This window comes from Zeaxanthinibacter enoshimensis (assembly GCF_004362865.1).
GTDB lineage: Bacteria > Bacteroidota > Bacteroidia > Flavobacteriales > Flavobacteriaceae > Zeaxanthinibacter > Zeaxanthinibacter enoshimensis.
The window spans coordinates 1,042,724-1,062,392 of sequence record NZ_SNYI01000001.1 but is presented as its reverse complement, the minus strand read 5'-3'; the positions used below and the strand labels follow the sequence as shown (position 1 = coordinate 1,062,392).

General features: G+C 47.9%; 14 protein-coding genes. 3 read left to right on the top strand and 11 right to left on the bottom strand.

What is annotated here, in order from left to right; translation table 11 throughout:
- Position 1: 1 nt before the first annotated feature.
- On the bottom strand, positions 2-469 hold the full coding sequence (locus CLV82_RS04640) for an ankyrin repeat domain-containing protein (protein WP_133643116.1): 468 nt from the start codon (positions 467-469) through the stop codon (positions 2-4).
- Positions 470-767: 298 nt separating this feature from the next.
- On the opposite strand from CLV82_RS04640, the gene CLV82_RS04635 reads away from it, so the two are divergent.
- Both CLV82_RS04635 and CLV82_RS04630 read left to right on the top strand, forming a co-directional pair.
- Positions 768-2,969: a PAS domain-containing sensor histidine kinase gene (locus CLV82_RS04635; RefSeq protein WP_133643115.1), complete on the top strand. Its 2,202-nt coding sequence runs from the start codon at positions 768-770 to the stop codon at positions 2,967-2,969.
- 10 nt (positions 2,970-2,979) lie between these two features.
- Positions 2,980-3,387: a response regulator gene (locus tag CLV82_RS04630; protein ID WP_133643114.1), complete on the top strand. Its 408-nt coding sequence runs from the start codon at positions 2,980-2,982 to the stop codon at positions 3,385-3,387.
- A 2-nt stretch (positions 3,388-3,389) separates the two neighbouring features.
- Here CLV82_RS04630 and CLV82_RS04625 read toward each other — a convergent pair whose 3' ends face one another.
- Together CLV82_RS04625 and CLV82_RS04620 are read right to left on the bottom strand one after the other, a co-directional pair.
- Complete coding sequence (locus tag CLV82_RS04625) at positions 3,390-4,799, bottom strand: DUF5689 domain-containing protein (RefSeq protein ID WP_133643113.1); 1,410 nt, start codon at positions 4,797-4,799, stop codon at positions 3,390-3,392.
- Between the two features lie 16 nt (positions 4,800-4,815).
- On the bottom strand, positions 4,816-7,545 hold the full coding sequence (locus tag CLV82_RS04620) for a TonB-dependent receptor (RefSeq protein WP_133643112.1): 2,730 nt from the start codon (positions 7,543-7,545) through the stop codon (positions 4,816-4,818).
- Positions 7,546-7,651: 106 nt separating this feature from the next.
- Here CLV82_RS04620 and CLV82_RS04615 point away from each other — a divergent pair, with 106 nt between their 5' ends.
- The gene (locus CLV82_RS04615; RefSeq protein ID WP_133643111.1) at positions 7,652-8,713 is read left to right on the top strand and encodes an endonuclease/exonuclease/phosphatase family protein; all 1,062 of its coding nucleotides are present in this window, start codon (positions 7,652-7,654) and stop codon (positions 8,711-8,713) included.
- A 2-nt stretch (positions 8,714-8,715) separates the two neighbouring features.
- Here CLV82_RS04615 and CLV82_RS04610 read toward each other — a convergent pair whose 3' ends face one another.
- The 8 genes from CLV82_RS04610 to hppD all read right to left on the bottom strand — a co-directional run bounded on the left by CLV82_RS04610 (position 8,716) and on the right by hppD (position 19,490).
- On the bottom strand, positions 8,716-9,306 hold the full coding sequence (locus CLV82_RS04610; protein ID WP_133643110.1) for a 3-keto-disaccharide hydrolase: 591 nt from the start codon (positions 9,304-9,306) through the stop codon (positions 8,716-8,718).
- 54 nt (positions 9,307-9,360) lie between these two features.
- Positions 9,361-9,798 (bottom strand): hypothetical protein, encoded by a 438-nt coding sequence (locus tag CLV82_RS04605; protein ID WP_133643109.1) that lies wholly within the window; start codon positions 9,796-9,798, stop codon positions 9,361-9,363.
- Between the two features lie 89 nt (positions 9,799-9,887).
- A complete protein-coding gene (locus CLV82_RS04600) occupies positions 9,888-13,133 on the bottom strand; it encodes a TonB-dependent receptor (RefSeq protein ID WP_133643108.1) in 3,246 nt (1,081 codons plus the stop codon).
- A 167-nt stretch (positions 13,134-13,300) separates the two neighbouring features.
- Positions 13,301-14,938, bottom strand: coding sequence for a glucose-6-phosphate isomerase (pgi, locus tag CLV82_RS04595; protein WP_133643107.1), 1,638 nt, complete (start codon positions 14,936-14,938; stop codon positions 13,301-13,303).
- A gap of 4 nt (positions 14,939-14,942) precedes the next feature.
- Positions 14,943-16,220 carry a peptidoglycan DD-metalloendopeptidase family protein gene (locus tag CLV82_RS04590; protein ID WP_133643106.1) on the bottom strand — a complete coding sequence of 426 codons (1,278 nt, stop codon included), beginning with the start codon at positions 16,218-16,220 and terminating at the stop codon, positions 14,943-14,945.
- A gap of 2 nt (positions 16,221-16,222) precedes the next feature.
- The gene (locus tag CLV82_RS04585; protein WP_133643105.1) at positions 16,223-17,191 is read right to left on the bottom strand and encodes a tryptophan 2,3-dioxygenase family protein; all 969 of its coding nucleotides are present in this window, start codon (positions 17,189-17,191) and stop codon (positions 16,223-16,225) included.
- An 8-nt stretch (positions 17,192-17,199) separates the two neighbouring features.
- Positions 17,200-18,003: a DUF3108 domain-containing protein gene (locus CLV82_RS04580; RefSeq protein WP_133643104.1), complete on the bottom strand. Its 804-nt coding sequence runs from the start codon at positions 18,001-18,003 to the stop codon at positions 17,200-17,202.
- A gap of 344 nt (positions 18,004-18,347) precedes the next feature.
- Positions 18,348-19,490 (bottom strand): 4-hydroxyphenylpyruvate dioxygenase, encoded by a 1,143-nt coding sequence (gene hppD, locus CLV82_RS04575; RefSeq protein WP_133643103.1) that lies wholly within the window; start codon positions 19,488-19,490, stop codon positions 18,348-18,350.
- Positions 19,491-19,669: the final 179 nt, after the last annotated feature.

Below are 19,669 nucleotides of genomic sequence, written 5' to 3'. Positions count from 1 at the left end.
TCTAGTGATTTTCAAGCAATTCTATAAGGGGTTTCACATCCTGCATGCGTGCATGGTCCAGGGCAGTATTGCCCCTGGCATCTTTGGCTTTGGTATCGGCACCGTGATCTATTAGCAACTTAGCAATATCCACATGTTTAAAGGTAATAGCAAAAATGAGGCAATTGCCCCCCATCGCATTGGTAGCGTTTACATCTGCCCCTGCCGCGATCAGTTGCTCGGCAATTTTTTTAAAGCCTTTAAAACAGACCCCCATCAGTGCGGTATTCCCGGCTGCATCTTTCTCATCTATCGGGGCATTGTAGTCCAGCAATTCTGAAACTATGCCGGCATGATCATAGTAAGCAGCGAGTATCAGTGGGGTTGAGCCTCTCTGGTCACGGGCATTTACCAGGTTTGGATCCTTGCTGAGCATGCTGCTGACAGCCTCCTTATTACCAATCCGTATCTCGTTAAAAAATTGTTCCATACACAAGATTATCTTCCTGTAAAGATAAGAACCCTCCCTGATAAGAACATCTTACCGGAATCGGAAAATATCAGTCCGCCTTTAACACCATAGGATGTATGTACTTTATGACAATATCCGTACGGATGTTGCTAAAAATCCAGTTTACTCCGTTGAGAAATACTAATTACCTGAATACCTGCAGAATCCGACTTACAAAATTGAGAAAACCTGCCAAAAATCCCGTGAGTAAAGCCTTACACTAATACTTTATGTATTAACTTAGCGTTGGAGTTAATAACCACAAACACTGATCCTTTTGCAAAATATCCAGACGCTTAACTTCATAAAGCACTCCCCCGTACCAATGGTTTCCCTGGACCAGGACCTGAGAATTCTTGCGAATTCCCGGTCTTTTGACGAAAGTTATGGGCTTACCCCCGGTGAAACAGAAGGAAAAACCCTCCGCGAGATATCCCCGGAAATCCCGGGTAAGCTCATAGATGCAATAAAAAACAGCCTCAGCAAAAATAAGACGGAAGTCAATGAGGGGGAACGCTTTGTCAGGGCAGACGGCAGCATTTACTGGTTAAAATGGAATATTAGCCCCTGGTCTGATCCTGAGGGCGATGCAGGGGGTGTTGTCCTGGTCCTTGAGTCCCTGACTTCTGCTCAACGTGAAATGGAGTTGCTGCGGATGTCGCAGAAGGTGGCCAATGTCGGGGGCTGGGAGGTTGACCTGGTCAACAACAGCATTTTCTGGAGTAAGATCACCAAGGAGATCCACGAAGTCCCTGCGGACTTTGAATCTGACCTGGCAACGGGTATAAACTTCTACAAAGAAGGTGAGGATCGTGAGACGATTACCAAGATGGTCAAACGGGCCATTGAGAGCGGGAAGCCCTGGGATGTGGAGCTCCGGATCATTACGGCTAAAGGGAATGAAAAATGGGTGCGTGCCAAAGGCCAACCCGAGTTTCTCAATAATAAATGTGTCAGGCTGTATGGTACCTTCCAGGATATCGATATTCAAAAAAGAGTTTCTGAAGAGAACTCTATAATTTCAGAACGGCTGGAGATCGCTACCAGAGCGGCCCAGGTAGGAATCTGGGATTACGATATAGTCCAGAATATACTAGTCTGGGATGCTAATATGTACAGGCTATACGGTATACGCCAGGAGGATTTCAGTGGTGTTTACGAGGCCTGGCAGGCAGCTGTACACCCAGAGGATAAGGAAAGAGGAGACGAGGAAATACAGATGGCCATCAGCGGAGAAAAACCATTTGATACGGAATTCAGGGTAGTCTGGCCCAACGGGGAAACCCGTTATATCCGGGCCATGGCCGAGACCCAGCGTGATAAAAAGGGCAATGCCCTTAAGATGATCGGAACCAACTGGGATATAACAGAACTTAAAAAAGCCCAGTTAGAACTCGCCAGGAGCGAAGAATCCTTTACCGGCACCTTTGAGCAATCGGCTGTAGGAATGGCATTTGTAGGTCTTGACGGTAGATGGAAGAAGGTGAATGACAGCCTCTGTAAAAGTATTGGTTATTCCCGGAGTGAACTGATGAAGCTCACCTTCCAGGATATCACCCATCCGGATGACCTGAATAAAGACCTTGATCTCCTGCAACAGGTCATCAAAGGCAAAAGGGATTCATACCAGATAGAGAAACGTTATTACCATAAGGATGGCCACCTGGTCCATGTTATCCTTACCGTAACCGCCGTGAAAGACATACAGGGGAAACTTACCCACTTCATTTCCCAGATCATGGATATCTCTTCTCGTATCGCCGCGGAAAAACGATTAAAGACCCTGGTCAACGTAACCAAGGACCAGAACGAAAGCCTGCTGAATTTTGCACATATCGTTTCCCATAACTTGAGGTCGCATGCCACTAATATGTCTATGCTAACCACTTTCCTCGACGGGGAAACAGATCCTTCTGAACAGAAGAACATCATCCAGATGATGAAGAATGCTTCAGAAAGCCTGAACGAAACGGTACAGCACCTCAATGAAGTAGTACAGGTGAAGACCGGGGCCCTTGAAAAAATGACCAGCGTAAGCCTTCTGAGTGCCGTTACCGCTGTGGAAAAGAATGTGAATGCCCTCCTTAAGGCAAATAATACCTCCTGTCATATTAAAATAGCGAGATCCCACTTTGTAAACGTGGTCCCCGCATATTTAGATAGTATCCTCCTGAATCTTTTTACTAACGCGATCAAATACCGCTCCCCCGATCGCACTCCAATGATCACCATAACCTCTGCCAAACGCAACGGGCGAATTATTATCCGTTTTGGCGATAACGGGCAGGGAATAGACCTTGACCGGCACAGGAATAAGATCTTTGGGATGTACAAGACCTTCCACAGTCATAAGGACGCAAAGGGGATCGGCTTGTTTATTACCAAGAACCAGATAGAAGCCATGAACGGCACTATATCTGTTGAGAGCAAGGTGGACGTAGGGACCACATTCATTATTACCCTGAACGAAGGATATTAAAAAGCACAAAGTGAAAAAGATACGCACCAGCTGTATTATCGATGATGATCCGATCTTTATCTACGGCACCAAAAGGATCATGAAAGAAGTGAATTTCTGCGATGAAGTTCTCGTATACCAGAATGGACAACAAGCCCTCGACGGGTTGTCATCCATTTTAGATGCTGATGAGAACTTCCCTTCAGTCATTTTCCTCGACCTGAATATGCCGATAATGAATGGTTGGGAGTTCCTGGAAGAACTCACGAAGATCACCCATCCCAAGATAGAACACCTGATCATATATATTATCAGTTCTTCAATAGACCCACGCGACCTTGAACGTGTAAAGGATTACGAGATCGTTCACAATTATATCCTGAAACCCGTTACGCCAAAAGATCTTTCAACAGTCATGGAAGTCCTCCATGATTATTAAGTTCAGCGTATTCCAGGACTAAAATCCCCCGGCGCCTGCTGAGGCTGGTTGATGGTACCTGCTGCCCCGGTATCATTATATATTTCCCATTCCCCCGGGTTAAAAACAGCACTTCCCCGGGTTACTGAGGCAAGGCGTACTGCCCTGCCGTCCTCAAACTCGTGATCGGTTCCCGAACCATCTTCTCCCACCCGGCCAAAACTGTCGACGATCTCCCCTTCGGCATTCACCAGTTCCATATTGTCATCCCCGTTAGAATCTGCCGCGCTGTTGGCAGCGACCTCCAGGTCTGCATTAATCCCGTAGATTGCAGCGAATGTAACTGCATCCGGGGAGAGCAGTAAGAATCCCCCGGACTGAATTGTAAAACCCGAAAGGTCGGTTACAGCCCCTGCTTCTGTATTGGCATTGGTATAGCGCCGTAATATCCATCCTTCCAGGGATACCGCCTGGTCTCCCGCATTGTACAATTCCAGGAACCTGGCATCAGGGTTATTATCGGGATCTGCCAATTCGGTAATAAGGATGGCATTGGTATCTCCTGTTCCTTCATTCTCATCCTGCTGTTCGTCCCCGGATTCTGTCTCCCCCGGTACATAACCATCCAGGCAGCGATCTCCTTCCATAGCTATATCCTCCAGATTTCGTATCCGAAGCAGGGATCTATTATTGTCCTGGGTATGGACCGCCGTTATACCTCCCTTACCGGAAGGGAGTGCTGTAGCTGCAAAGTCGGCATAACCGCTGTTCTGTAAGATCAATTGGTCCCCATTACAGTCTTCCAGGTTTCTGGCTGTATCTGTTTCGGGCAGGGCAAAGGGCTCCCCATTCTCTTCTTCGATCAGCTGTACCCCCTGAACATGGACCAGGGTATTGACCGGAATCTCACCCAGACCGGCAATACCGGTCTCTACCGGCTGCAATTCAACCGGTTCCTCACAAGCGGCAATTATATGTTCCGGAACCATCCTGGCCGGCAACCGGCCTACACTCAGGTTTCCAAAAGACGGGAAGGCACCTCCTAACATCAGGACACCTTTTCGCTTCCCGAGGTACAACCCATTGAGCTTTACCAATATCCTGGTCCCGGGAGGATACCAGAGATAAGATTTTGGCAGATCGATCTCTAACTGCAAGCCATAGCTGGGCTCGGAAGGATGGTCCTGGAAATGCAGGCTCCCAAAGAAATTTCCAGCCTCGTCAGAAGAGATCACATAACCCTCAATAACCCAATCTTCGGTTATCTCGACGGTCGTACCTTCATACAGTGAAACCAGCTCACTCATGAGCAGGTTAGGTTCCGGTATTCCATTGCATTCTCCTTCTCCCCCGCCGGACAAAAAATCACTTACACAGGAAGAGATAAGCAGAAGGGTAATTAAGCCAAATAATCGGCGCATCATACTTTTCATAATTTCACGATTTAAATTAAAAACTGACGGCCAGGTTTAAGAAAAAGTTCCGGCCCCGGCCATACCAGAACTTTGTGCCAAATGACGGGTTGCCTCCGATGTGATCCTTCAGCCACTGCCCGTAATTTGCATTCCGCCCCTGTTCATAACCCCCGGTAGCGTAAACCCTGTCAAAGAGGTTGGAAAGACTCATGAAGAAGCTGAGATAATACTGCTTGAATCTCCAGGAACGCCCCCCGGTGATATTGAGCAGGTAGATATCAGGAACAGGTTCCTGCTTCAGCAAACCGGCTGCTACTGCATCATTTGCCCCGGGATGGGGAAGACCGGTGTCAGGATCGAGTAAAAACTGCCTCGTTCTTGCCAGGGTGGTGATGGACGCGTAGGCCCCGGCCAGGTAATTGGCGTTGACAGCAACCCACCAGAAGTCAGGGTCCCTGTAATGCAGGCCCAGGGAGAAAGCCGACTGGGGCCCGGATGCCCGGTGATAGTCCTGCAAACCGGCATATCCGAGGTAAGCACTGCCGTCAGTATTGATCAGCTCTTCCTGCTTTCCACTGGTGTCAAAAAAGAGGTAGACTTCCGGATCCCGGCTGTAGCGAAAGTCCCCAAGCGCACCAACTACTGATAGGGTTACATCTGCCACGATCTCGTGTTCCAGCCCCAGCTCTAACCCTTTATGCAAGTAATCTATCCCCGTGATAACCTCCTGGATGAAATCGGATCCCAGGCCGGTGTCTGCGTAAAAGAAATTTACATCAGAACGGTTACGGAACCTGGTATAATAAGCGGTCAGCCGGCCCATCCAGGATGGAGACCTGAGGTGATAATTAATTTCAACACCTTTGTTTTCCTCCACTGCCGCCCCTGGAACAACCAAATGATGATCCCTGGGATTGACATAGGTGTTTTGGGGGAGGGGAGCCTTTTGAAAACCAGCCGCATTGAGATCCAGCCAGTGCCTGCCGTTGATACCGTACCGAATCCCGGCCTTTACACCTGTCGCAGGAAAGCGCAGCTTTTCTCCTATTCCGGCAGAGTTGTCAGGATATCTTTCATTGACAAAATGCCCTTCGCGCTGCATTTGGGTCAGTTCGTAATACCCTGTAATAAAAGCAGACATATCTGCCTTCCGGTATTCCAACTGCAGGTAAGGCCTATATCGCTTTACCAGGATAGAATAATCATATCCAAAGATATCCCCTTCGGTTTTCCTTGCTTCCCCTTGCAGGTCGTTCCGGGTTTCAGAGAACGGGTCAATGTCCAGGTGGTGATCACTCCCAAGCAGGTCCAGCAACCGGGCGCTATGCCTCGCTTGCAGGTTCTGGATCGGAATTCCCCAGGAAAACCGGAAATTTTGGAGCCCGACGTCTCCCCTTATATAGGCAGAACCCAGCCGGGTATGTACCCGGTCAGCAGATAAGAGATAGGCAGCATTCCCATTTAGCAGGGGATTTTGGTTTGCTGTATAGAGCGATTCCCATAAGAATTGAGGTGATGCGGAAAAAGCCTTTGCCGCCTGTGCTGCGCTGAGCAGGTTGGGGGAAGCCGGACTATTCAGGTAATACGATGGAAGGTACCTGTAGTAGGTCGGATCGGGATTGGGGGCGTTGTAATAGCCCAGCCGGGAATCCGATCTTTCACCCCATTGATAACCCAGGCCAGCCAGCAGCTGGAATTTGCCTTTTTCAATCCTATACTGTAGCTGGAATAGCGGTTCCTTCAATATCCTCTGCCTCGCATTCCGCACCTTCCCCTCCTGCCAACCCCAGTATGGATTATAATCCCGGCCTGCCAGTTCAAATACTTCGGAGGTAATTGCTGCAGACCTGCCCCTCCTGTTATAGGCACGGGTCAGGCTGAGAAGGAGCCGGTGCACATTGGCCCAACGATAGGCAAGGGATGAGAACAGGGAATAGGCATCGTAAGACGTGCCCTCGGTATAACCCTGTCCGGCCCAGCGCCTGGAGGCCGAGAAGGCGTAACTGAATCCATCCCCGGTATCACCTCCCACATGGGTTAGCATAAACCTGCCAGCATAACTGCGATTGGATAAACTACCCGTGATCCTGCTTCCCATTCGCAGGCCACCGGGAGCAGTATCTATATGTACAGAACCCAGCATTCCGCCCGGGGTGTGCTCCGAAGCCCCCAGGCCATAAGAGATATCCTGGTTCCTGGTCACATCGTTTAGGCCTCCCCAGAGACCCCACTCCGCCCGGCCGCTTAGCAGGCTGTTCATGGGAAACCCGTTTAATAAGACCTCGTTTTCAGCAGCGTCATATCCACGCAGCCGGAAATACACTTGGCCGAAATCAAAAGCAGCCCGGTTCAGGTAAATGTCACGACCGGCCTGCAGGAGCACCCTGTCTCCCCAGCCACTTTCCTCATCATACAACTCATTCTCCTGTAGTGGCAGGGAGACTTCCCAGGGCGTCCCCGAATATGTCATGAATATATCTCGCACCGGGATGTCCTTGCCTTTCAATTCCAATTGAACCTGGTGCATTCTATACGCTTCCTTTTCCAATTTCAGCAAGGCCTTTCCGGCCTTCCCTGTCCGGATTTCAAAATGGCCGGAGGGATCTGTGATCACCCTCGCACTATCCGTATCCACCTGTACCACCACCCCGTTCAGGGGAAGACCATTTTCACGATCATAAACAGTGCCTGTCACCGTGACGGACTGGCCATGGGTGATAGCGCAGCAAGACACAACAAATATCAATAACACTATCCCCCTCATCTTACAACTTCATCTTGCAGATCAACCCAACGTGATCTCTCTTAACAGGACCAATTTAAATTGCTCCACTGCAGCATACTTGCAGTGGCAGGAAATAAATTGAAGCATGATATATCGACTATGCCTTTGGATACTGTTCTCATCTTTCAACTCCCTGTATCTTATTGCCCAAACCGTTAATACCAGAACGGCAGTGAAGGGAGAGCAAGTACTTGTTGCATTCTACAACGTCGAAAACCTTTTCGACATCGCGAGGGACAGCAGCATCCTGGACATGGACAGGACCCCGGGCGGCAGGGACAGGTGGACAATGCAGCGTTACCAACTGAAAATAGAACGAATTGCGACGGTAATTTCCGGGATAGGAGGGATATTGAATAAAAAGGGCCCGGATATCATCGGGCTTTGCGAGGTAGAAAATTACAAGGTGCTGAACGACCTCGTCTCCCATCCCTTATTGAAAGAGTTGCAATACGGTATAATTCATAACGACAGCCCCGACGAACGCGGGATAGACGTTGCGCTTTTATACAACAAGGATAGCTTTTTCCCGAGCAGTTTTAAAAGCAGGCGACTGCTCCTGCATGACCTCGAGGGTGAGCGCGACTACACAAGGGACCTGCTGATCGTAGGCGGATGGTTAAAGGGGGAGGCGGTACATTTCCTGGTTAATCACTGGCCGTCCCGCAGTGGCGGGAAAGCCCGCAGTAATGAGAACCGGGTGAAAGCGGCGCGACTTAATGTTCGCATGATCGATTCCCTTAAAAGACTACACCCGGGATCTGGAATTATAGGGATGGGCGATTTTAATGACAACCCCGATGATGACAGCCTGTATAAAGTTTTAAGAGCGAAAGCAAGACGGGAAGCCAAGAGCAGGAATTCACTCTTTAACCCAATGCTGGATCTGTACCGGCAAGGCGGCGGAACTCTCGCATACCGGAACCGATGGAGTCTCTTTGACCAGTTTTACCTCGGAACGGAGTACCTGGAACGAGACCCTGGGAAATGGCAATTCCTTACTGCGGGAATATATTCCACTGAAGAACTGAGAACCAGGCACGGACCCTACCGGGGATACCCGTTCAGGACTTACGCCGGGGGCCGGTATACGGGCGGATACAGTGATCATTTCCCGGTATACCTGTTGCTGGTAAAAACAGAGTAGAACTATTCGGGAACGACAACCCTGATATTACGCCATTTTACTTTAATTCCACCCCCATCATGGATCTGGAGAGCGATACTCCCTTTCCCCTGCCCGATCTTCTCATCGGTAATAGAGACCATCTCGGTACCATTCAGCCAGGAGGTGAGCTGGTCGCCCATGACCCGGATCTTCAGGGTATTCCATTCTCCTTCCTTCAGCACTTCCTCTTTGGCGGCATCCGGTTTTATCAGCCAGCCCCGGCCATAGGATTCATACACGCCCCCGGTGTGTAATCCTTTCGGGGCAACCTCTACCTGCCAGCCACTGACCTTGGTGCCGTCAACTGTTGAGCGGATAAAGACCCCACTATTCCCATTTGCCTCCTGCAGGAACTCGAGCGTAAGTTCAAAATCCTGGTAGTGCTTATCGGTAGCCAGGTAACCATAGCCTTCATCCGGGCCGCTTTCAGAGATCAGCATCCCGTCCTCCACGTACCATTTCTCGGTGCCGTAGATCGTCCAGCCTTCCAGGTTGCGGCCATTAAAAAGTTCTTGCTGTGCAGGTAAAATTGACGCCCAGGTAAAGGCGAGAAGTAAGAGGGTATATTTCATTGTGGTTGATTATTTAAACTGGTTTTTTAATAAAGTCAATTATTGGTGCCGGTCCTAATTGAACCACTGCGTCCAGGGAATGCGGCTCAGGATGAGCACCAGGCCCAGTCCGTAGAAGATCGCGATACTCCTGAACTTCTTTTTTCCATCGAGGAATTTCTTGTGCCGGGACCAGCCAATAGTTATCAGCACAATGGCCAGGATATTGATGAAAGGATGTTCTACCGCAAGTAATCGTGCAGCGGAATTCAGGCCTCCCATCCCAAGGCTCTGGATGGCACTAAGCCCATTGGGTGAAAGAAAGTAGAGCAATAAGCCTACGAGTAGCTGGATATGTGACAATATCAATGCAAACAGGCTCACCCTGTAATCTTTTTCCAGGGTAAACATACGGTTTGACACGAGGCCGGTAATGGCATTGGCAACAGCCAAAAATAAGACAAGAAGGACCACGTAGGCCAGGTAAGAATGTACGGTCTGAATAATTTCCATGTTCGTTGTTTAGAGAAATTAAATGTAAGGATTTTTGAGCATAAAAAAACCCCGGCACTTGCCGGGGTTCTCTGTATGGTATGGGTCTCTTAGTTAAAGATATAACGGATACCCAGCTGGGCCTGCCATCTTGAAGACTGAAGACCGAAGTCGTCCAGTTCCTCCATGTTCGGAGAACCATCAGCATTTACAACGCCGTCGTTGATAGCAAATGTTGGAGTGCTACCTGTAGAAACAGTGGTCAAAGGAGATACTTCGCTCCTGATGAACTTACGCTTACCCCAGTCCTTATTCAAAAGGTTGGTGAAGTTGAAGATATCAGCAGAGAACTGAAGCGTGAGCTCCTTATTCCCCCAGTTTACAGTGAAATCCTGCAGCACCTTAAGGTCAACTACGTGGCTCCATGGTCCGCGAGAAGCATTCCTTTCAGCATATCCACCTTTGTTCTCACGCAGGTATTCAACACTGTTGATGAATGTCTCCAGTCTTTCGTACTGGGCAGCCTGCTCAACAGCAGTTCCAGAGAAGGTGATCTCATCGGCACTAGCCGGGATGTATATCAGGGCGTTATCCCTGGAATCATCGTTCAGTAAGTCACGTCCTTCACGGTAAGTGAAGCTGTAAGGTCCGCTCTGTACTCCTTCGTAGAAAAGTCCGATGGTAGTACTTACGTTCTCATTCCAGGTCAACTCGTAATTAACGTTAGCAGTGATCCTGTTTCCAAGAGCAAAGTCTGATCGTGTAACAGGAAGGTTAGAGTTCTTACCGTTTACACTGATCTGGTTTCTCCACTGAGAACTGTTCTGAGAAGAAGTTCCGTCAAAGATCTTATTAGATTCCCCGAAGGTATAAGATGCCTGTCCTGAGAACCCGTTCTCGAATGGCTTTCTCAAAGTGAAAGATACGTTAGTAGAGTTTCCTCCTCCTGTGTTAGAGGCCAGGTAAATTCCCTGGTAGGTATCATCGATCTCATCCCTGCGATCGTAGAAAGGACGGTTATCTGCTCCTTCGTAGAATCCTGCAGGCCCTTTCAGGTTCAGGTTCTGGTAATAGATATCCTGGATCACATCGGTGTACAGGAAGTCAGCAGAAGCGATCAGGTTCCAGATAGGAAGCTGCTGGTCGATAGCGATATTGAATTTAGCAACCTGTGGCAATTTGAAGTCCTTCGCGATCAGGTCGATGTTTCCACCAAATCCTCCGCTTCCCGGAGCCGGATCTTCGAACTGCTGGTTTACGTTAGGCTCAAATGGCTGGTTGAATTCGAACATGAAACCACCGATACTACCGTTGTTGTTATAAGTACCTCCAGGCCATACCAAAGGCAGACGGGAAGTGAACACCCCGATTCCACCACGGATCTGGGTAGTAAGGTCTCCTCTCAGGTTCCAGTTGAAACCTAACCTTGGTGCAAAGTGTACATTAGGATCAATACCCTGTCCTACACGAGCTCCCTGAAGGTCTTTCCCGAATGATTCAAGGATACCAACAGTCCTGTTGTTGAAATCTTCATTAACAGGTCCGTCTGACCAGTAAGGAATATCGATACGAGCACCCAGTGTCGCTTTGAAGTTATCCGTTACCTGGATCTCATCCTGGATGTAGAAACCGGCCTGGAAAGTGTCAAATTGTGATGACCCGGCAGATTCGTCACCAGTAACACCGTTACCTATAAGCGAGTAACCGTGCTGGTAAACATCGGCGTTCTGTCCTGTGATGAACTGGTTGATCCCTGATGAAAGCAGGTTCCCGTCACCGTCAAACTGGTCTTCGAAAGTGTAATCCCCGTAGTTGAATGCGAAGAACAGGTTCAGCATTTTTGCATATTCCATGTTCGCACCCAGGGTGATGGTATGCCTACCGGCATAGATATCAAAGTTATTGGTGAATGTGTAGACATCCTGGTTTAACAGGTTAGCTGTAGAGAATGGCTCTGATCCGAAAGAAATAGTTCCTCCGCCATCCTGGATATCAACCGTCGGGAAAGGCTGACCAAGAGGGTCACGGTCATCCCTTACACGGGTATAACTGGCTACGAAGTTGTTAGCGAATTTGTTCCCAAACCTGGAGCTGATCTCCAGAGCTGAAGAGTTGGTTGTAGTCACAAAGGACTCGGAACCGTTAATAAATCCAATGTTCCTGTTTCCGGAACTACGAGCCTCAAGGTTATCTCCTTTCACGTACCCGTGACGGAAAGATAATTTATGGTCCTGGTTGATGTTCCAGTCGATCTTAGCAGTAAGCTTATCACTGACAAGAGTCCTGGTATTAGCATCAAAGATCCCTGGGTCGTACCCGTAAGTTGTTCTTAAAAAGTTAGCCAGGTTATCGATCTCTGCACGGCTTGCACGTCCTGCATAGTTGCTGAAATTGAACGGCTGTGGAGTTTCATCATCCTGGCGCTCGTAGTTTACGAAGAAGAATAATTTATCTTCGATGATTGGCCCGCCTAAACGAACCCCGTAGGTCAATGCTTTGAAATCTGCAACTTTGCTACGCTCTTCCCCGTCTCCTACTAATGAAGGTGGAGTTTTACCTACCAGGCTCTCGTTCCTGAAGAAAGAGTAAGCAGATCCTTCAAATTCGTTAGATCCTGACCTGGTGATCGCGTTGATCGATCCCCCTGAGAATCCTGACTGGCGAACATCAAAAGGAGCGATGTTAACCTGGAAAGTTTCGATGGCATCAACGGAGAAAGGGTTAACTCCTGTCTGACCTCCGTTTGTTCCTGAGCCCGCAAGTCCAAAAACATCGTTATTTACAGCACCATCAATATAGATAGCGTTGTAACGGTTGTTCTGACCTGCAAGAGAGATAGAGAAACCATCGTTCCCCTCAGTTACCTGGGCCTGTGGCGTCAGCCTTACGAAATCCGCGATAGAACGGGAGGCTGCAGGAATAGTAGCGATCTCGCGCTGCGAGATGTTCGTCTCAGAACCGGTCTTGTTAGAACTGAAAACAGAGTTAGAAACTCCTGTCAGTACAACTTCATCCAGAGCAGTTGCAGACTCGGAAAGCTCCGCGCTGATACGTGCAGTCTGACCAAGGCTAAGGAAAACGTCATTACTAACCTTCTCGTTAAATCCTACGTAAGAAATAGTAATGGTGTAGGGTCCGCCGGTTCTCATATTCGAGATCCGGTAAAAGCCGTCAAAATCGGTGGCGGCACCGTAAGTTGTTCCAGAAGGCTGGTGAACAGCAACGACTGTTGCGCCCAGTAAAGGCTCCCCTGTCTGGTCTGTTACCTTACCCCCGATAGAGGAAGTTGTAACCCCTTGTGCAAAACCAACTGCCATACATAGAAAAGCAGCGATTGCAAAGTACAATTGTTTCATGTGCATTGTTTTTTGTTTTTGAATATGCGGTGCAAAAATCCCCCTTTTTAAGGAGTCGAATATTAAGATAATGTTAAATCGGGTTGTTAAAAACTACACCGATACAGTACATAATACCACCCCCACGGAGTTTCTTTCCGGGGCCGAAGATATAGAAAATTTGTTAATTATCTCTTAAAATGCTCTAAGAGCTGGCTTGTAGAACCATCGTGATTTCCAGATTTTTCCCCCTTCAATTCACTGAGAATAGTTGTAGCCAGTTGTTTCCCGAGCTCTACCCCCCATTGATCAAAACTGAAGATATTCCAGATCACTCCCTGCACAAAGATCTTATGTTCATACATAGCGATAAGGGATCCCAGGCTTCTCGGGGACAATTTATCGATCAGGATGGTGGTGGTAGGTTTATTTCCTTCGAACACCTTAAAAGGACGCAAGGCCGAAAGGGCATCAGGCGACATCCCCTGCTTTTGAAGTTCCGAAGTAACTTCCTCGGCTGTTTTCCCATTCATAAGGGCTTCGGTCTGGGCAAAGAAATTAGCCATAAGTTTCAGGTGGTGATCCTGGTCCCCGTGCAGGGATTTTTTAAAGCCGATAAAATCTGCCGGGATCAGCTTGGTTCCCTGGTGGATCAGCTGGAAGAATGCATGCTGGGAATTAGTTCCCGGTTCTCCCCAGATAATGGTGCCTGTCTCGTAGTTCACCCTGTTCCCGTTGCGATCCACGCTTTTACCATTACTTTCCATGATACCTTGCTGCAGGTACGCCGACAACCGGTGCAGGTACTGGCTGTAAGGGATGATAGCCTCAGTTTCCGCCCCGTAGAAATTATTGTACCAGATGCTGATCATTGCAAGCATCACGGGGATATTTTCCTCGAAGGGCGCTGTTCTGAAATGCTCGTCCATTTCGCGGGCTCCCTCTAACAGGTTCTCAAAATTCTTAAACCCTATGGCCAGGGCCACAGAAAGTCCGACAGCACTCCACAAGGAAAAGCGGCCGCCAACCCAGTCCCACATCGGGAATACATGTTCGGCAGCAATCCCGAACTCTTCTATTTTCTCGGTATTCGTAGAAACCGCGGCAAAATGTCTGGCCACATCTTCCTGGCTGGCATGTTTCAGGAACCATTTCTTCGCTGTGGTTGCATTACTCAGCGTTTCCTGCGTGGTAAATGTTTTAGAGACGATTACAAATAGGGTAGTCTCCGGGTTGAGTAACTTAAGTGTCTCGTGAATATGATCCCCGTCCACGTTACTCACAAAATGCGCTTTCAGGTGGTTGCTGTAGAATTGCAAGGCTTCGGTTACCATAGCCGGACCGAGGTCTGAACCCCCTATCCCGATATTGACGATATCGGTAAATGATTTCCCGGTATATCCTTTTTTATCCCCGGAGATAACAGCTTCTGAAAATGCTTTCATCTGTTCCCGAACCTGGTAAACCTCGGGAATTACGTTCTCACCATCAACCATCACCTGCTCTGATTTACCGGCCCTCAGCGCGGTGTGTAAAACGGCGCGTCCCTCGGTCTGGTTGATCTGGTCCCCTTCAAAATATTTTTTGATAGCAGCTTTTAAGCTGCATTCATCCGCGAGCTGCAATAACAGCTTGCGGGTGTCCGCGGTAATGCGGTGCTTGGACATATCCACAAAAAAAGAACCCCAACGAATACTGAATTTCTCAGCCCTCTTGGGATCATCTTTAAATAAGTTCTTCAGTTCCAGGGATTTTGTTTCCTGGTAATGCTTTTCCAGACCTTTCCAGGCATTGGTGGTCTCAGGGTTTGTGTTCTCTAATGGCATGTTCTCATTTCATTGTTATCATATCCTCCGTCGGGAATTGGTCATATTCAATACAGTCTAACTGCATCTTCTTCGGGTTGATGAATTCAAAGTATTCAGGTCTCAACGGTTCCGGTAGTGGTTCTGCTGCCGGTAATTTTTCACGCAGGGGATCTACCTGCCGGCCATTCTTCCAGAAGCGGTAGCAAACGTGTGGCCCCCCTGTATTCCCGGTCATTCCTATCCAACCGATCACATCTCCCTGCCGGACAAAATCGCCCTTTTTTACTTTTTGTGCCTTCATATGAAGGTACTGTGTACTGTAAGTTCCATTGTGGCGGATTTTCACGTATTTCCCGTTACCACCCCTCCGGGTAGATTCGGTTACGATCCCATCTGCCGTCGCCATGATAGGCGTCCCTATAGCAGCCGCAAAATCGGTTCCTTTGTGCGGACGTACTTTATACCCGTAATAGGCTATCCTTCGTTTCAGGTTGTACTTAGAGGAGATCCTGCTGAATTTCACAGGGGCCCTCAGGAATGTCCGCCTCAGGTTATTAGCTTTTTCATCATAGTAGTCGATCACGTTCTTCAGCGAATCAGATTCGTAGGCAAAAGCGTAGATCGGCTCCCCGTTATGTTCAAAATAAGCTGCTTCTATAGGGGTAGCACCTGCGTAAATAGTATCGTTAATATATTTTTCCTTGTAGATCACCTTGAACTTATCCCCTCGCTGCAAGTGGAAGAAGTCGATCGTCCAGGCATAAATATCGGCCAGGTTATTAGAGACATTGTAATCAATGCCCTGTTCCATGATGGTTTCTGAAAGGGAAGATGTGATAATACCCGAAGCTTCTCGCGGCACGTATTTCACTTTCCGCTTGCCCTTGTAAGCGTGGACGCTGTCACGGAAATCAACCACGGTATAATTGATGACGTCATTCTGGTAGATGAACACCTGGGCGGCGTCAAGGCTGTCTTTGGACTTAAGGATGAGATATGGCCTTCCTACACGGATGCGCCTGACATCGATTGTATCTTTATACTCTGTAGAGATCTTGAAGATCTTGGGGTAATCCACCTTATTGGCCATCATCAACTCTCCAAAGCTGTCTCCGCGACGGATAGTATCCCGGACAACCTTGAAATCGGCAAGGTTAAAACCAAACCTTTCCTCTACGGCAGGGGCTTTTTCTTCTTTGACAGTTATGTCCGCGCTGGCGGTAGCATCATTTGCATTCTGATCCTTGCAGGAGGCCAGGAGAATTGGCAGTAAGAGGAAGGTGCCCCAGATTTTTCGCATTCCTAGTAATTTATTTTCTCGGGGTTAAAGATATGGTCTACCCATTGTTTTCCCCAATTATTTAACTCTTCATTGGTGTGTACCTCCGGGAAGAAAACGATTTTCTGGAAGCTCGGAGGCAGGTATTTCTTCCAGTTGGTTCCGCCAGTTGCCTCGATCTGCTTATCCCCTTTGTTAAGGTACCTGTGGGCCGATCCCATGTGCATCAGGTTCCAGTTGACATTGGCATTGACGTCCAGTAATCTTAACGCTTCTTTAAGCGCTTTATTATCCTTGCTATCAGCAGGTAACTGCTGGTATTTTTCATAGATTGTGCAACCCTTTACTTCGTTGGCGATCCGGATGAACCTGGGGGTATAACGATACTCGAATTGCTTTAGGGTCAGCGTCTTTTCACCGGTAGCCAGGTCAGTAGCTCCGCGCTTCCAGTACATTTGCTCGTACAGCTCTTCTATACTGTTATCCGGACCGTATTGATCACGTGTTTCGGGATGTACCAGGTTATGTAACGGGGTAGCATAGATCTCTATCATCCTGAACTGGGCAGACTGGAACCCACTGGCCGGTAACAAGGCCATACGGTATTTCAGGAATTGCTCGCGCTCCATTCCCCGGATCATAATACTGAAAGAAGAGATCAGGGCTTTATAATAACTGTTGATGCGGTTCACCTTCTCTGTAAAGAACTCCACATCCTGTGATTTGTCATCAACGATCTGCTTCTGTTCGTGCAGGATCAGCTTAAAATACAACTCGGTAATCTGGTGGTACATGATGAAGATCTCCTCATCAGGGAAATGCGTTTTGGGCACCTGCAGGCTCAGGAGGGTATCCAGGTGGATGTAATCCCAGTAAGTGAGATACCTCTGGTAGAGGAGGCCGTCCAGGTAGGAACTCATATCCTGGCCGGAGTCCTTGAATTTTTCCTCCAGTTTCTCTAGTTGTGATTGCAACTGTTCATTATCCTTCATAAAGCGGTTTAGTCCATTATGATCTTAAACTGGTGTTTAAGACCGTTATAACCATCCAGGTCTGCTTTGATCGAACCTACAGCGATATCCGCCTTGATCCTGATCGGGATGCGGTTCATGTCATTGGATACCCACAGGGAAATATCTCCCTGTTCCTTGAATACCCTTCCTGCCTGTACATAAGGCCGGAATTTTAAACATTCTACCTTACCATATTTCGTCTTCAGCACTTCTTTCCCGAGGTATTTAAGACGGAACTTGAAAATTCCGTCATCGTCATACAGCATATTCAGCTCTATAGACTTACCCACCACCAGGTCTTCAGGATCATAGTGATTCCTGAGGTAGTAGAAGGCAGAGATCAGGTCATGGATGCTTTCCTGGAATTCAAAATTAAACTTTTTGTTATTCTTCTTATCATTCAGCAGGGCCTGGTCTTCTTTGTGATCAAAATTGATCTCGATGTCCTTGGTATACCCCCCTTCGTCTATCTTCCGGACAAACTTATAGGGCTTCCCGTCTTTCTTATCAAAATAGCTCTCGTAAGTATCATCTACCTTGAAAAATATACTGGCAAATCCTGTGGTACGCCCTTTCCCTACCACGTGGTAGACCGGGGAGCCTTTGATTTTATCTTCTTTTACATGGAGGGTGGCATAACTGGCGTTGAGGAAACCGTAATGGATACGGAACTTTAACCATTCCCCAACTCTGAAGGCGGATTCCGGTGCCGGTTTACCATAAGGTTCCTGGTATTGCGAGTTTGCGGAAAAACTGAGCAATAGCAGCAAGAGCCAACCAAACTTTTTCATCGCCATAATTTGCCTCAAAAGTACTAAATAGGGCCTCATTTGCATACGTTTTCGGTTATTTAAACAAATTTTGTTCCAAAGTATTGCCCTCCGCCTGAGATACCTCAGCCACTTCCGGGTACAAAAAAAGCCCCGACGAGTGTCGGGGCTTTTCCTAAATAACCAACCAAACTTTAAATTATGAAAAACCAATACTTAAAGTAACAAGGGAACCACCCCTTGCATGACACAAAAATACGGCGGTAATCAGGGAGCGAAAAACCTTTTAACGGACTTTAACTCCACTGTTAACAATACTTTATAGTATCGGCTATAAAATTCACATTTTATCAGGAAAACGGCTCTTACAATGTGCCCCTTGATTCCTGCTCGCGCTCTATGGCCTCGAACAGGGCCTTAAAGTTTCCTTTCCCGAATGATTTGGCTCCTTTTCTCTGAATAATTTCAATGAACATTGTGGGCCTGTCCAGGATAGGCTTAGTGAATATCTGTAAAAGATAACCTTCGTCATCCCGGTCAATAAGTATTCCCAGTTCCCTGAGTGGCTCAAGGTTTTCATCGATCTCCCCGACACGGTCCAGTACATCCTCGTAATATGTGGCAGGCACCGTCAGGAACTCAACCCCGCGATCGCGCAGGGAAGCCACGGTCTGGATAATATTATCGGTAGCCAGTGCCATATGCTGTACCCCGGCTCCGTTGTAGAATTCGATGTATTCCTCTATCTGGGATTTCTTTTTTCCTTCTGCCGGTTCGTTGATCGGGAATTTAATACGGCCATTCCCGTTACTCATCACCTTACTCATGAGGGCCGTGTAATCCGTAGAGATATCTTTATCATCAAAGGATACCAGTTGTGCAAACCCCATCACCTTGGCGTAGAATTCGCACCATTTGTTCATTTCATTCCATCCAACATTCCCCACCATATGATCGATGTATTTCAGACCGACATCTGATGGTTTGTAGTGCGGATCCCATTTTCGGTATCCCGGCATAAAGACCCCATTGTATTTAGAGCGCTCTACGAAAATGTGAACCGTTTCTCCATAGGTATGGATACCGGAAAGGGTTACCTCCCCATGCTCATCTTTAATCGTTTTCGGCTCCATATAGCTCTTGGCACCGCGTTTGGTGGTTTCCTCGTAGCTTTTGGTAGCGTCATCCACCCACAGTGCAATGGATTTTACTCCATCTCCATGGGAGTCGATATGTTTGTTGATCTCCCCGCCCGGCCTGATAGGAGAGGTCAGGATCAAACGGATCTTATCCTGTTGCAGGACGTAAGAAACCCTGTCTTTAGAACCGGTCTCAAGGCCGGAATAAGCCAGGGGTTGGAATCCCCATGCAGACATATAGTAATGTGCCGCTTGTTTTGCATTCCCCACGTATAATTCTACGTGGTCTGTTCCCAAGAGCGGGAGAAAGTCCTCTGCTTCTGGATTTTCTTTAGGTAATTGTAAGGAAGTTTTATCTAGTGTTGCCATAATTTTTAACTGAATTGTAATTAGAATAATATAAAGAACTTTTACGGGATCACTGCCAGAAAGGCGGTCCGTATTACCACATTGCCCGGAGGTGGGCAGAAATATCCGTTCGCATTGATAACATAAGGTGTTCCTTGTCCCGCAAATATCGTAAAAATCTATGAAACAGCAGTGTCCCG